The 14,768-nt window shown below is 47.1% G+C and carries 9 protein-coding genes; 7 read left to right on the top strand and 2 right to left on the bottom strand.

Translation table 11 applies throughout. The annotated features are described in order from the left end of the window. Positions 1–20 precede the first annotated feature (20 nt). Positions 21–1,340 carry a glycoside hydrolase family 125 protein gene (locus ACFQ3W_RS01630; protein WP_379315947.1) on the top strand — a complete coding sequence of 440 codons (1,320 nt, stop codon included), beginning with the start codon at positions 21–23 and terminating at the stop codon, positions 1,338–1,340. A 171-nt stretch (positions 1,341–1,511) separates the two neighbouring features. On the opposite strand, the gene ACFQ3W_RS01635 is transcribed toward ACFQ3W_RS01630, so the two are convergent. Then, positions 1,512–2,549, bottom strand: a complete 1,038-nt coding sequence (locus tag ACFQ3W_RS01635) for a LacI family DNA-binding transcriptional regulator (protein WP_379315949.1) — start codon at positions 2,547–2,549, stop codon at positions 1,512–1,514. Between the two features lie 212 nt (positions 2,550–2,761). On the opposite strand from ACFQ3W_RS01635, the gene ACFQ3W_RS01640 reads away from it, so the two are divergent. Further along, positions 2,762–4,174 carry an alpha-L-fucosidase gene (locus ACFQ3W_RS01640; protein ID WP_379316363.1) on the top strand — a complete coding sequence of 471 codons (1,413 nt, stop codon included), beginning with the start codon at positions 2,762–2,764 and terminating at the stop codon, positions 4,172–4,174. Between the two features lie 431 nt (positions 4,175–4,605). Here the strand turns inward: ACFQ3W_RS01640 and ACFQ3W_RS01645 are convergent, their stop codons facing one another. Then, complete coding sequence (locus ACFQ3W_RS01645; RefSeq protein WP_379315951.1) at positions 4,606–6,918, bottom strand: AraC family transcriptional regulator; 2,313 nt, start codon at positions 6,916–6,918, stop codon at positions 4,606–4,608. 548 nt (positions 6,919–7,466) lie between these two features. On the opposite strand from ACFQ3W_RS01645, the gene ACFQ3W_RS01650 reads away from it, so the two are divergent. The 5 genes from ACFQ3W_RS01650 to ACFQ3W_RS01670 all read left to right on the top strand — a co-directional run bounded on the left by ACFQ3W_RS01650 (position 7,467) and on the right by ACFQ3W_RS01670 (position 14,767). Next, positions 7,467–8,405: an ABC transporter permease gene (locus ACFQ3W_RS01650; protein WP_379315953.1), complete on the top strand. Its 939-nt coding sequence runs from the start codon at positions 7,467–7,469 to the stop codon at positions 8,403–8,405. Between the two features lie 19 nt (positions 8,406–8,424). Beyond that, a complete protein-coding gene (locus ACFQ3W_RS01655; RefSeq protein ID WP_379315955.1) occupies positions 8,425–9,330 on the top strand; it encodes a carbohydrate ABC transporter permease in 906 nt (301 codons plus the stop codon). A gap of 40 nt (positions 9,331–9,370) precedes the next feature. Next, positions 9,371–11,005 (top strand): extracellular solute-binding protein, encoded by a 1,635-nt coding sequence (locus ACFQ3W_RS01660; protein ID WP_379315957.1) that lies wholly within the window; start codon positions 9,371–9,373, stop codon positions 11,003–11,005. Positions 11,006–11,120: 115 nt separating this feature from the next. Further along, positions 11,121–12,149 carry a carbohydrate-binding family 9-like protein gene (locus ACFQ3W_RS01665; protein ID WP_379315959.1) on the top strand — a complete coding sequence of 343 codons (1,029 nt, stop codon included), beginning with the start codon at positions 11,121–11,123 and terminating at the stop codon, positions 12,147–12,149. Positions 12,150–12,154: 5 nt separating this feature from the next. Beyond that, a complete protein-coding gene (locus ACFQ3W_RS01670) occupies positions 12,155–14,767 on the top strand; it encodes a transglutaminase domain-containing protein (protein WP_379315961.1) in 2,613 nt (870 codons plus the stop codon). The last annotated feature ends 1 nt before the right edge of the window (position 14,768 follow it).

Consider the following 14,768-nt stretch of genomic DNA (forward strand, 5'->3'; position numbering starts at 1 on the left):
CGGTTCAGGGAGGAACATGCATGGAAAACTTCAAGCTGCCTCATATATCCATACCTAAATTCGAGCTGCCGGCAGCAGTAAAGCGGGTACTTGAGGAGGCGGAGGACAAGCTGGCGCACAGACCCAAGCTACTTCGCCAATTCAAAAATTGCTTTCCCAACACGCTGGAAACTACAACCAAGCTGATGGAGGACGGAACGACCTTCGTCATTACCGGAGACATTCCGGCCATGTGGCTGCGTGATTCCGTGGAGCAGGTCATGCATTATGTGCCGCTGGCCAAGGAAGATCAGCAGCTTCAGCGAATCATTGGTGGGTTGATCAAGCGTCATATGATGTATGCGGAACACGATGCTTACGCCAATGCCTTTAATGAGACGGCTAATGGTTGGCACTGGGATGCTTGCGATGAAACAGACATGTCGGCATGGGTTTGGGAACGAAAATTTGAGCTGGATTCCCTGTGTTTTACGATTCGCCTCGCCTATAAATATTGGAAAGAGACCGGATTGACGGACATCTTTGATGAACGGTTTAAAAAGGTAATGATATCTATCGTCAGACTTTGGAAAACGGAGCAGCGCCACTTCGAAGAATCGAGCTACCGGTTTCAGCGCCGTAATTGCCCAAGCATAGATACGCTGCGGAATAGTGGACTCGGGATGCCGGTGAATTATACGGGGATGATCTGGTCAGGCTTCCGGCCGAGCGATGACGCCTGTGATTTTCACTACAATATCCCGTCCAACATGTTCGCCGTCGTTTGCCTGCGGCAGATGCAAGAAATGGCGAGATGGGTATTTCGCGATGAAGCCCTCGTTCGCGAAATGTCCGTTCTTGAAGAGGACATTAACCATGGGATTTCCCTGTACGGGAAGTATAACCATCCGCAATATGGCCTGATATACGCGTATGAAACGGACGGCTACGGCAACTATTGCTTGATGGATGATGCGGGAACGCCTAGTCTATTGTCAATTCCGTATCTTGGATACACCGGTGTGGATGATGAGGTCTATCAAAACACCCGCCGGTTCATCTTAAGCAAGGATAATCCTTATTATTATGAAGGAAAGTCAGCCAAAGGCATCGGTAGTCCACACACTCCACCGGGATACATCTGGCATATGGCTTTATCCATGCAAGGATTGACTGCATCTAGCGATGAGGAGATGCTGGAGATGATCGCACTACTGGAAGCCACCGATGCTGGTACTGGCTACATGCATGAAGGCTTTCAGGCGGACAACCCGGCAGAGTTTACGCGGCCTTGGTTCGCCTGGTCCAACAGCTTGTTCTCCCAATTGGTGTATCAGGCTATGCTGAAAGAAATTATATAATTCGATTCTGGCACGCTTCACAAAACAGCAAGAGGATTCGAAATCCTCTTGCTGTTTTTTTGAGCAGATAAGAAGAATGGGGGCCTATGCAGCAACAACGATATGCGCCTAACTGCATTTTGTACATTTATTTTATCGTCTTCCCCAGGACGGGGAGACGAGTAAGAAAACTCAGGTCGACGACCGGGGAATCAAATTTGTCGACAAGTGAATCGTCTCTACCGGGGCTCCCGGGCGTTCAATACGGCGCAGTAGTGTTTCAAGCGCCCGTTGGCCCAGTTCTTCCTTACAAAGATTGACCGTCGTGAGCTTCGGTGAGATCAAGGCGGAAGTCTCAACGTTATCGATGCCGGCAACCCGGAAACGGTCCGGTACTGGGAACCCTTCAGCCTGAAGCTTTCGCATCCAGCAAATGGCGATATCGTCATTTGCTCCGATCCAGGCATCAGGCTTATCTTCGTCTTTGAAGCCCGTCAGCCGCTCAAATACGGATTGTTCCCAGCCGGTTCCGCCATAGGGTATTTTCCATTCAGTCAGCTTGGTCTTCGGATCCCCTAGGCTGTCTACGGCAAGTTTTGCTCCCGTAAGACGGTCTGCAAAGCTTGATGACCACACTTCATCGTTTAGAAAGACGATATTTTTGCATTTTTGCGCTAGGAGATGTCTCGTAATTTTCAGTCCGGCTTCGATATTGTCGTTGTTCACTTTATCGCACGAAACCAGTGGATCAACATGATCGACAAGAACGTATGGACATTCGGTCCTGGAGATGAGCTGAACCAGCGGATGAGGAAAAGTACCAATCATCACGATCCCGGCGCACCGGGACCAGTCAATATGAGGAGCAATCGCCTTCTGTGGAGATATTGAAGCTGGCTGAGTGCCGATCTCCGGCGAGACGATAATATACTGCAATCCCAGCTTGCCGCAGCTTTGGAGAAGTCCGTTCAACACACGTTGCCAGTATGAGGGGTTATCCGCATGGATTTGACTAATACAAATCAGGATATAGGAGCTGGACGGTTCAGATTTATGGACAGAGACATCCTGAACGGAAGAATTCTGGTAGCCAAGTGTCCGGGCCAGATCAATAACACGCTGGCGAGTAGCGGCGCTGACCCCCGGTTTTCCGCTTAGGGCGCGGGAAACGGCGTATTTGGATAAGCCGAGTTGATCGGCTAGTATTTGAATAGAAATTTTACGTGACATAGGTGCTCCCTTGGTCAAATTGTTTTCATAACGAAATAACAAACCTAGTATGTGTCAAAATTGTCGTACAGTCAAGCACTGCAAGGAATACATACTCCTTGATTATTGAAAATATCGTCAACCTGAATTAAAGTTATCCTAATGATCCTAACAATAAAGCGCTTCAATTAGGAACAGATGCTAAATCATGAATTGGTTTGGAGGAAACAATGATGAGTGAATCGGAACAACAACCTCAAATGGATGTAGAAACAGCAAACGCCGCTGAAGAAGTACAAGATGGGGTTCACAATTTCAGTGCTGAGAAGGATTGGGTCAAACCGGAAGATCCGTTGATCTTGGAGCGTCTTGAGTGGTTCAAGGACCAGAAGCTCGGGCTTATGATGCATTGGGGTCCATATTCTCAGCTTGGTTTGGTGGAATCTTGGGCACTTAGCGATGAAGACGGAACCTGGTCCCGCGATGATATTGACTGGACCGATGATATGGAGCATTTTAAAAGCGAATACTTCGATTTGAACCGTACGTTTAATCCGATCCGATTCCAACCGGAGAAATGGGCGGAGTTAGCTGCAGAAGGCGGTTTTAAATATTTGACATTTACCACCAAGCACCATGATGGTTTCTGCATGTGGGATACTCATACGACCGATTACCGGATTACCGGTCCGGATACGCCGTTCCACCGTCACAAACATGCAGATATTTGCAAAAATCTGTTTGATGCGTTCCGCGCCAAGGGACTAGCCATTTCGGCTTATTTCTCCAAGGCAGATTGGAATACGCCGTACTATTGGGCACCAGGTATGGAGCGCGGTAGTTTTATGTGGCGGGGACCTTCTTACGATCCGACCAAATATCCATGGCTGTGGGAAAAATTCGTAGAGTTTACCCATAACCAAATTGAGGAGCTGCTTAGCCGTTACGGGCGTATCGACGTACTTTGGCTAGATGCCGGCTGGGTCCGCGGAGGAGAACGTCATCAGGACATCCGGTTAGGTGAAATTGTTGACCGGATGCGTCGCGAGCATCAACCATGGCTTCTCTCGGCAGATCGGACGGTGGGCGGTCCTTACGAAAACATTGTAACTCCGGAACAGACGATTCCGGCAGGGCCGATGAACATACCGTGGGAAAGCTGCATCACGATGGGGAATTCATTCTCATTTAATTATGAGGACAATTACAAATCAACCCGGAAAGTGGTCAATATATTGATGGAAATCGTATCTAAAGGCGGTAACCTGGCGCTCAACGTTGGGCCTCAGCCGGACGGTAGATTGCCTCGGGGAGCTATTCGCTTGATGAAGGAGCTGGGTGTCTGGCTGAAGCAGTATGGTGACGCCGTTTATGGAACACGTCCAGCCGATCCTTACTTTAAGGAGGGTTATGCCTTTACCCGGAAAGGTGACGAGGTGTATTGCTTCCGGCTGTATGAATCGGAAGACACTGAGATTAAAACTGAGCTTCAGATTCCGTATACCGGCAAAGTGGAAGCTGTCCAGTGGTTTGACAATGAGGAATCGCTGAGCTTTACGCATGCTGACGGTATGCTGAAGGTTTCCTTACCGCAGCAAGCGCTCGCAGGACCAGCTCCGATCGCTCATGTTGTACGTATTAAGTAAGTAACCGAACAAATCATATAGAAGATTACACAACACCTAGCGGGTAAAGTACCGCTAGGTGTTGCTTATTTCGGCGCAACTCGATCAGTACGCATCGGTGTCTAACTGTGTTTTGTCCAGCTATTTTTGCGACGCTACCAGGATAAGAGAAAAGTAAATGCATAAAGTGCAGCTAATTACTAGCGGATGGTGAAAGGGACAAGAACTAAAAGGAGGTGTCCAAGAGTAAAACGACCACTAGCCCGCGGTCGATCTCCACTGAAAGTACGGCTAAAGAACGGTGAGATTTTGAAAAAGCTGCAGGGAGCAAGGAGTAGAACAGAAGAGGGAATGGGTATGGGGTTTCACCCCATACCCATTCCCTCCCATCACTCCATGTAGAAGTCTAAGCCAACTCAAAGGACGCTGCCAGGCATTTTTCTTATGAATCTTTACAGCTCGCTGTGTGTAAGATCCTCAGAAACGTCGTCACCTTCCGCATGTGAATACAGCTTGCGGTATTGGCCGGGGGTAAGCCCTGTTTCTTTCTTGAATTTACGAATGAAGTTAGGAGTATCCAGATATCCAACTCTTTGAATAATATCCTTCAGCGGATCATTGGTCGTAACCAGTTCGTTAATGACGGCGTTCATCCGTTTTTGCCAAATATATTGGACGAAGTTGATCCCCATTTGTTCTTTGAAAAACCGACTGAAATAAGAGACCGAAATGGAGTATTTGCAGGCTACCATTTCAAGGCTCAAGGAATGATCCATATAATGACTGTCAATATAGGTGATGACCTGTTCAATCAGCGAATGCTCCTCCGTTTTCTCCTTACGTTCGACGATCGCACAAAGGCGGGAAGCAAGGCTAAGGAAATGCAGCTTCAATTCCTCTAATGAATTGGAGGCATCATACATGGAGATATCGGCAGTTAAATTGTCAATGCCCAGTTCCAGCCCGGTTTTAAGCATTGTATTCAAAATGTCAAAATATACACATCGTTTGAGCTTTACAGATAGATCCGGATTTTGAAAATAGTTCATTCCTTCGCTAATCGTTTGGGCTGCGACTTCGTAGCTTCCCTGCTTAAGACTCTGGGACAACTTGAGCAGCAGGCTGCTTGGAACCCACAAGGTCTCTCCTGGAGTCGAAGTCAAGCTCTCGAAGAAAGTAATGCTTCCATGGCCGGAAAACATGCGAGACTCAAAAGCGGAGCAAGCTTCAATAAAGGATTGGTTGAGCTGATCCGGATCTGGATAGCAGGCGCCAACGCCAATGACCGGATCTAACCTGAAGAGACCGACGATATTGTCATGTACCTTCTGGACAATCCCGTGATATTGGTCGATGTCCGACATTCCCTCCAGCAAATCAAAATTGACAATCAACGCCATCTGACTAGGCTTAGGAAGCTCGACACCGTATACACAGGCGGCAAGTTCCGGAAACTCCACCTTTGCAAGCTGTTCGATCATCGTCTGCCAATCATGGGCGTCCAAATGATCTTCTGGAACGGAATCTCGGCCAATCATCATTGCAAAGTGATAGGCCTTATCGAAACGAATATCGAACGACCCTTGAAGCTCCTTGGATATGCTGAGAGCGTTTCCATATTTGAGGAGCATCAGTAAAAATTGGTTTCTCGCATAGGGCTCTTGGAGGTCTGCTCTTGAGCTGTATTCCTGCAAAGCCGTACGGATGCGGGCAAGCTCATCGCCTGCCATATGTGGTTCCGCCTGCACTCCGCCTACCTTCGACTTCGAATTGGCAAACTCGACAAGATCAATAATGGGGTGAAACTGTTTCCGAGCTAAAATGATGGCCACCGCTGCACCACAAACAGCGACGATCGAGAACATTAGTAACATTAAATTACGGATGTGTAGCACATTGCTTAAAAATTGCGAGCTAGGCATCAATGTGACATAATCCCATCCGTTTCGATACGATTTGACTGAGACGACGGAATGGGGCTCCCCATTGAGCTTAACACTGTGTATGCCGGTTGAAAGATCACATAAGGAGCGCAGTGTCCCGGAGTCTAAAGGCTTCTCTAGATTGCTATTGGAGGCTAAAACCAGCCCTCTGTTATCGAATATATAAGAAGAACCTTGATAGTTTCCAATAATAGAGTCGATTAGTCCGGTAAGCTCCGATTCCCTAATCAGATACATAATCGTTCCGTAAGGATTCGGATTGTTCGGAGTTATGGGCTCAAGATAGGCCAGTACATTTTCTGTTCCTGATGTTGTCGGATTTCTACCAATAAGCGTGGTAGGACGGACGACCGGGTATTTTACCGTATTCAAATCTTTGACGATTTCGTCGGGTTTCCAGCCCTTAAAGTTGTATTTATTGTTGAATACATTGAGGCCTGTCATGCCGGCGCTGGAGTAAATACTCTCATCATTATGGAAGAATAAAAACATTTCACTGACAATCGGGCTTGTCGCCTTGTATTTTTTTAAAGCGGTAATAGCCTCAAGGCTGTAGTAAGGATCATGAACGCGATACTTCGCGAGCTGTTCATCGTAGGCTACCTGGGATGCTGTGTCACTAAGCTGTTTCATGTGGCTGTCTATGATAGTCTTGGCTTGAAACAATTGGTTGAAATGCGATTGTTCAATTTCAGACCGTAGATCGCTAACAGCACTGTTGTAGATAATCACTGATAAAAGAACCAGCGGGACCAGCAGCATGAACAAGTAAGACAAGATGTATTTTATAAAAAGTTTCGACTTGAAATAATTCAGCTTCACCTTTATAGCCGCCCCCTGTCTCTCTATATTTGATTAAAACTGTAATCGAGTTTACCTGATAAAGCAAGGAGATATGTCGTATCGTTGTCCTTTGATAATTATAGAATGTGTCAAAATTGCTGCCTTAACAATATGCGATTTTTGCTCCTTAAAACTGCGCCTTACTCCGCTTGGAACTGAAACGACCTGCTGCTTAACCATTACGGCATTGCAAGCCGATTGTCGTTCATCTCATTCCGTAAAAAACTACACATTCTAATACGCCTAAGTTCATTAATAACAGCAAAACTTATGTAACATTATGTACCATGGAATTTGTAAAATCTGCATTAACGAATTGTAAGCGGAACCAAAACGACATATTTACGAGTTGTTGATTGGTGGGTTACACTGCGAGTGTCATCTGAAAGCGGAAAAATACCCGATCAACTGAAAAGTCGGGCAAAAAGCTTTTTCCCGTGTTAAAAAATGTGACATCTTTCTGAAGCCATACTGGTTTACAAAGAGGGAAGGGAGTGAAGTGGATGAAAGAGGGTACACAAGCAGCTATGAATTTGAACTTAGTACCTACGAGGAAAAAGAAAGGGGATTTGTGGAAAAAGATCATTCGGAATTGGCAACTGTATATTTTCATATTACCGGCTTTCCTAAGCATTATCATTTTCAGCTATATACCAATGTACGGAATTCTCATCGCATTTAACAACTATGTTCCGACAGATGGGATTTTGGGCAGCCATTGGGTAGGTTTTGAACATTTTACTCGATTTTTTAATTCCTATTACTTCTGGGATTTGTTGTGGAACACGCTGAGCATTAGTCTTTACGGACTAGCTATCGGCTTTCCGCTTCCGATTATCCTGGCGCTATCCTTCAATGAAGTGAAGGACGGATTTTTCAAACGGACGGTTCAAACCGTTACTTATGCGCCGCACTTTATTTCGATGGTCGTTATGGCCGGGATGATTATTACATTCCTGTCGCCATCCTCCGGGATGATTGTTCATATGATAGAAGCCTTCGGGATAACTCCTCCGAACTTTCTAACCGATCCCCGGTGGTTTAAGACCATTTATGTACTTTCCGATGTTTGGCAAAGTACAGGCTGGGGAACAATCATTTACCTGGCAGCATTGACCGGCGTTGACCCAGGACTGCATGAAGCGGCTGTTCTGGACGGTGCCACCCGGTTGCAGCGGATTCGGCACATCAATATTCCAACGATTATTCCAACAATTACCATTCTCCTGATTTTGAATATGGGTAGCTTGCTGGGGGTAGGCTTTGAAAAAATTCTCTTGCTGCAAAACCCGCTAAACATGGAATCATCCGACGTGATCTCAACGTTCGTGTACCGTTCCGGTTTGGTAAACGCCCAATACAGCTTCTCCACGGCAGTAGGTTTGTTCAACTCCGTTGTCAACGCTATTCTGCTCGTTTTGGTGAACCAGATTGTGCGGCGAACCAGTGAGAACAGCCTATGGTAGAAGAAGGGAGTGGTAACTTGTGGCTGCGGTAGTAAAAGAAACAAGCAAAGATAAGGTATTTCTTATATGTAACTATATTTATTTGGTTCTTGCGTTTATCATTGTCGCTTATCCTGTGCTGTATATCATCAGCGCTTCCATAAGTAATCCGAAGTTTGTCTCATCTGGAGAGATGTGGCTCTTACCGAAGGGAATTACGTTTGAGGGTTATCAAAGGGTATTTCGGGATCCCTCCATCTGGAGAGGCTACGGAAACACAATTCTTTATGTAGCCATCGGTACTTTCGTCAACCTGGCCGTGACGCTGCCGGCTGCTTATTCGCTTAGCCGGAGGGACTTTGTCGGACGGAACGTAATTATGGGGATTTTCATGGTTACGATGTTTTTTGGAGGCGGTTTGGTACCAAGCTATTTGTTGATCAAAAACTTGGGACTCGTCAACAGCATGTGGGCGCTCATACTTCCTGGAGCAACTTCCATCTATAACTTGATTATTTGCCGGACATTCTTCCAATCCTCGATTCCTAAGGAACTAGAGGAGGCGGCCGAAATTGATGGCTGCAGTAATTTCCGACTTTTCTTCAGCATCGTGCTTCCTCTATCAATGTCGATCATCGCGGTTATGGCCCTGTTCTTTGGGGTCGGACACTGGAACAATTACTTCTCGGCGATGATTTATTTGAACGATGAAGCAAAATATCCACTGCAACTGGTACTCCGGCAAATTCTGGTCTTGCAGGAAATGTCGGCACAGGCAGGCGGAATCAGCGCGAGCCAAGCTACGGCTATGAATAATAAAGCAGAAGTCGCCGCGCTCGTGAAGTATGCTGTTATCATTGTGTCTACGCTGCCTATTATTATTATCTATCCGTTCTTGCAGCGCTATTTTGTCCAAGGTGTCATGATCGGTTCCATTAAGGGATGATCTTGCCATAAATTTAACATCAAAAGGGGAGGTTTGTTTCATGCAGAAAAAGCTTCAAAAACGAGGGGCCATCTTGCTAAGTATCATCATGTTATTCTCCATACTTACCGCTTGCGGCTCGTCGGACAAATCGTCATCGGGGAATAAAGCTTCAGGAAACACAGCAAGCAATTCCACCAATGCAGCGTCGGATGTGAAGAAAGACGGCTTTCCAATCGTAAGTAAACCAATTACTCTCACTATGCTGGCGCAAAGCGCAAACATGGGCGATTGGAGCAAAATGCCTGTAGTTCAAGAAATGGAAAAATTGTCAAACGTTAAGATTGAGTTCCAAACGGTTCCGATTGACAGCTTTGCTACAAAGAAAAACTTGGTATTTGCCAGCGGCGACTTGCCTGATATGATTTATGCTGCTGACCTGAAACCAGCTGAACAGGTAACCTACGGTACCCAAGGTGCCATTATCCCTTTGGAAAACCTGATTGATAACTATGCGCCAAACCTGAAGAAACTTTTAGATGAGAACCCGAACTGGCGCAAAAACATTACGACCTCAGATGGTCACATTTATTCCCTGCCGTTTTTCGATTCAGCCGCTGTTTGGTACCGCGGACCGATGTGGTATAACGGTAAATTCTTGAAAGCTTTGAACGCTACTGAACCTAAAACAACAGAAGAATTGTATACTTACCTGAAGCGTGTTAAAACCGAAGACCCTAACGGCAACGGTAAAGCAGATGAAATTCCACTTTGCTCTGTTAAACTGGATGACTTGCGGATGTTCTTCCTTGGATTCTGGGGCATCTACAACGAAGAATACTATGCTGACAAAGACGGAAAAGTGCATTACACACCACAAGAAGAAGGATATAAAGGTTATCTGACTTTCTTGAACCGCTTGTGGAAAGAAGACCTGCTTGACCATGAAACCTTCTCGCAAAACGATGATCAAAAGAAAGCAAAAGGTAAAGAAAACCGCCTTGCTCTGTTCAGTGACTACATGGCTTACTTCACACTTGGCGGCGAGCAAAGCACGAGCGACCCTATGATGACTCCGGTAAGCAGTGAAATTGCTGGAACTCCAGTATACGGTAAACATCCAGGTATGTCGGCAAACGGTGCATTCGCCATCACGAAGCACAATCCGAACCCTGAAGCAACAATGCGTTGGATTGACTATCAATTTGGCTACGACGGCGCAACGCTTTGGAATCAAGGACCTGAAGGCAACATGTGGAAATACAAAGACAAAGCTACTCATACAAAAGAATGGCTTCCAGTACCAGGTGGCGGCGATCGCGAAGAATATCGCGCAACGATCACTCCAAACTATGGTATCTTGACTCCAGGTGTTAACCTGAAAGAAATGACCAACGGTCTCAGAACTCCATTTGACGACTGGATCGACAAACAAAACCAAGAGAAACTAGTTCCAATTGGTAAAGTTCCAATGCCAAACGTATATTTGTCCAACGATGAACAATCGCAAGTTACAGCTCTCTTGTCTGACTTGGAAACTTACACGAAACAAATGGAAGCTAAATTTGTAACCGGTCAAGAACCACTTTCCAACTGGGATAAATATGTTGCCCAGCTGAAGAAAATGGGCAGCGATGAAATCGTTAAGATTTATCAATCAGCCTATGACCGTTGGAACCAAGAAGGAACAAAATAATCAATTCGCATTAAGAATTGCTGAGCGAAGAAGCAGAAGTTGGAAGCGACGATTTTCGCCGCTTCCTTCTTTTTTAGGGTGGGAATAACATTCATCTATCAAAGGAGGTAAATAAGTGAACAGAAGTGAAGTTCCGGAACCTAACATTAGATATTCGCCTAAATCATATTATTGTAAACGAGCTTGTAGCCAGCTTGTGCTTGATGGACGGCTGGATAAGCCTTTTTGGGATAAGGCGGATTGGACGGATGACTTCGTCGATATCGAAGGCGATCTACGCCCGATGCCGTCTAAACGTACTCGGGTTAAAATGCTGTGGGATGATGAGTACTTTTATGTAGGTGCGGAATTAATAGAAGACCAAATTTGGGCGACACTGACGGAACGGGATTCGGTCATCTTTTACGATAACGATTTTGAAATCTTTATCGATCCAGACGGAGACACCCACCAATATTATGAATTTGAAATCAATGCGCTCAATACGGTATGGGATTTGCTGCTTGTTCAGCCTTATCGTGACGGAGGTCCGCCAATCAACGGCTGGGACATTCAGGGCCTTAAGACAGCTGTACACATTGACGGAGAGCTAAACCATCCTGGGGCGGATAACCGAAAATGGAGCGTCGAGGTCGCCATGCCTTGGGCCGCGTTACGGGAATGTGCTCCTGACGGGCGTCCTCCAGTGAAAGGTGAATTTTGGCGCGTTAATTTCTCGCGGGTGGAGTGGCAGACAGAGGTCATTGATGGCAAATACGTCAAAGTAACCAATCCGGAAACGGGGAAGCCATTTCCTGAGGATAACTGGGTATGGTCGCCTCAAGGCATTATTAATATGCATTATCCTGAGTTATGGGGTTATGTTGTTTTTACGGATGAGGATAAACCAAGTGCTTTTGAGCTACCGAAGGACGAATTCGTCAAATGGGAGCTGCGTAGGTTGTATTACCGGGAACGCAATCATTATGCCCGTTCGGGCGAGTATACAACGGATCTGGAATGGTTGATGGGTGAAGACCAAGAGACATGGAGCATCCGGCCAGCCCTGGAAATTACAAGTAAAATGTTTCAAATATCCGCGCCGGCAGCAGATGGAACGGGTACTTTCTATATTAGAGAAGACGGAAAATTGTGGAGGGAGTAAACCTAATGAACGTGGGGAACTCGGCATTTTCGTTGGATAATCGTGAGCTTGCGTTAATTGAACGGAAGTTTGAAGAGAAGAAGAAAATAGGCAAGGCACGGGAAAAAGAGCTGTTCGGTGTGTTTGCAGAGAATCTAACCGAGGAAGAATCGCTAGCGCTAAAGTTTCTGTATGCCTACATGCCTTTAAATGATATGGCTGATTATGATGGTTCTCTATTTCTAACCCATGTCCGCCGTTCGCTGGAAACAAGAAAGCAGATGCCTTGGGGCAAGCGGATTCCGGATCATCTATTTCTATACTTTGTGCTGCCCTACCGAGTAAACAATGAAAATATTGAAGATTACCGCGGGGTCATCTATGACGAGCTTGCGGAGCGTACAAAACATTTGCCGATGGCGGACGCCATTTTGGAGGCGAACTATTGGTGCCACGAAAAAGCAACCTACATCGGCAGTGATATGCGGACCCTCTCGCCGCTCAGTATGATTCGAAATGCGCGTGGTCGCTGCGGGGAAGAATCGACGCTCGCAGTATCAGCGCTGCGGAGCATCGGGATCCCTGCGCGGCAGTGCTATACCCCAAGATGGGCGCATTGCGACGATAACCATGCCTGGGTGGAAGCATGGGCTGATGGCAAATGGTATTTTATCGGTGCCTGTGAACCCGAGCCACGCCTGAACCAAGGCTGGTTCAGCGGTCCGGCACGGCGGGCGATGCTTGTGCATACGCGGGTGCCGGCAGGCTATAGCGGCCCGGAAACCATTACTTCACATGATGAATGGCATACGGAGATTAATTTGCTGGAAAACTATGCCCCAACTAGGGTCCTGAAGGTTGTTGTGCGTGATGGGAAGGGCGGACTGGCTGGCGGAGCCCGGGTTCTGTTCCAGCTATATAACTATGCAGAGCTATATCCCCTTGCGGAAGTAGAGACGGATGAACACGGCGAGGCTCAGTTCAAAACCGGTTATGGCGATTTGGTCATTCGCGCCGTTAAAGACGGGATTTGGGGACAAAAGGCTATCTCGGCTCGGGACGGAGAAGAGATTGAAATCGTACTGGACCAAAACGCTCAGCCCACTCAACCGGAGGATTTCGATATGGTGCCTCCGCCGGAAATTCCTGATCCTAATTTGGAGCCATTATCCAAAGAGCATATGCAAAGGCATGAAGAGAAGGTCACAGCCGGGGTAAATATCCGCAAAGCTTATGAGGAAACTTTTATGAGCGAGAAAGATGCAGCTGAGCTTGCCGAAGCTCTCGGACTGGATTCGGGCCGAGTATGGAAAGTGCTTGGCTCCGCCCGCGGCAACAGCCGGGAAATTGCCGCTTTCCTCAAAGCGCGGACACCGGAGTATGGAGAGTGGCCGCTAGTTCTCCTCGAAAGCATGGAGGAGAAAGATATGATCGATGCGGTCATAAGCACGCTGGACGATCATTTAATAGGTTCCCTGAAATGGCGGGACTTGATTGACCGAGATACCTTTACCCATTATGTGCTTTGTCCGCGCGTACAGTATGAAATGATCGCCCCTTACCGCCAAATTTTGCAATCCAGCTTTACGAAGGCGGAGGCTGAGTGTTACCGTGCTAACCCATCAGAGCTTGTAGAGCTGCTGAAAAACGAGTGGGAGATTCGAGACGATCTGACTCATTTGCGCGGGAAAGCCACGCCGCGAGGAACTTTCCAGTTAAGAAAAGGCGATCTTTCCTCCGTCGAAATTTTGTTTGTCGCACTTTGCCGCAGCTTAGGCATCCCGGCCCGACTGCATCCGAGCGAACAAAAGCCGCAATACTTGGCGGAGCAGGGCTGGCAAAATGCCGTGATTCGGGAGATTAAATCCGCAGCTCACCGGGAAACCGGCAAGTTGCAGCTGATTCTTGATCCCGAGGCTAGAGCTGACGCTCCGGCGGCGGCTTATGAGCAAAATTTTACTATCGCGAGACTTGAAAACGGAGTATATAAAACGCTGCTCTATGAGTTTGGCAAGACGGATGTTTATGATGAACCGTTTGAAGTGGAACCTGGAGACTACCGCGTGACAACGGGAATACGGCAGAAGGACGGAACGGTTCTCGGAAAATGGCATTACACGACCATTCGTCCTGACGAGGAGTCAAAGCTAACGCTAACCTTCCGGGAGCCATCGGAGCATATCCCCGTACTTGGAACGGCCGATTTGTCTTCGCCGCTCCAGTTACCAGACGGAGCGGCGAAATCATTGGGCGAGCTGGCCGGAACGAAGGGCGCTATTGTTGCCTGGCTTGAGCCAGACCGTGAACCTTCCAAACATTTGCTTCGGGAAGCCGGCGAGCTGGCTGAATCCATTGAGGCGATGGGGATTCCCGTTATTTTTGCGATTGGTGACGACAAATGGACGGCCTCATTTAACCCAGCTGCCTATGTAAACCTACCGAATGGTGTACAATTTGTCCGGGATTCATCCTATTGCGCGCTACATTCCATTGCTTCGGTAACCCCGCTTGGCGTAAACGGGTTCCCGCATCTGTTCGTTTTGGATGGCGATGGATGTATTCGCTACAAGGAATCGGGCTACAAACCTGGCAGCGGGAAGGAAGCCTTGAAGGTTCTAAGCGATATTGAAAAAGAGTAAA

Source organism: Paenibacillus puldeungensis, assembly GCF_042678945.1.
Lineage (GTDB): Bacteria > Bacillota > Bacilli > Paenibacillales > Paenibacillaceae > Fontibacillus > Fontibacillus puldeungensis.

What these genes read in the sequence shown, in the direction of transcription:
- ACFQ3W_RS01650 (WP_379315953.1), top strand. Translation starts at nt 7,467, where the DNA reads ATGAATTTGAACTTAGTACCTACGAGGAAAAAGAAAGGGGATTTGTGG.
- ACFQ3W_RS01670 (WP_379315961.1), top strand. Translation starts at nt 12,155, where the DNA reads ATGAACGTGGGGAACTCGGCATTTTCGTTGGATAATCGTGAGCTTGCG.
- ACFQ3W_RS01635 (WP_379315949.1), bottom strand. Translation starts at nt 2,549, where the DNA reads ATGTCACGTAAAATTTCTATTCAAATACTAGCCGATCAACTCGGCTTA.
- ACFQ3W_RS01630 (WP_379315947.1), top strand. Translation starts at nt 21, where the DNA reads ATGGAAAACTTCAAGCTGCCTCATATATCCATACCTAAATTCGAGCTG.
- ACFQ3W_RS01640 (WP_379316363.1), top strand. Translation starts at nt 2,762, where the DNA reads ATGAGTGAATCGGAACAACAACCTCAAATGGATGTAGAAACAGCAAAC.
- ACFQ3W_RS01660 (WP_379315957.1), top strand. Translation starts at nt 9,371, where the DNA reads ATGCAGAAAAAGCTTCAAAAACGAGGGGCCATCTTGCTAAGTATCATC.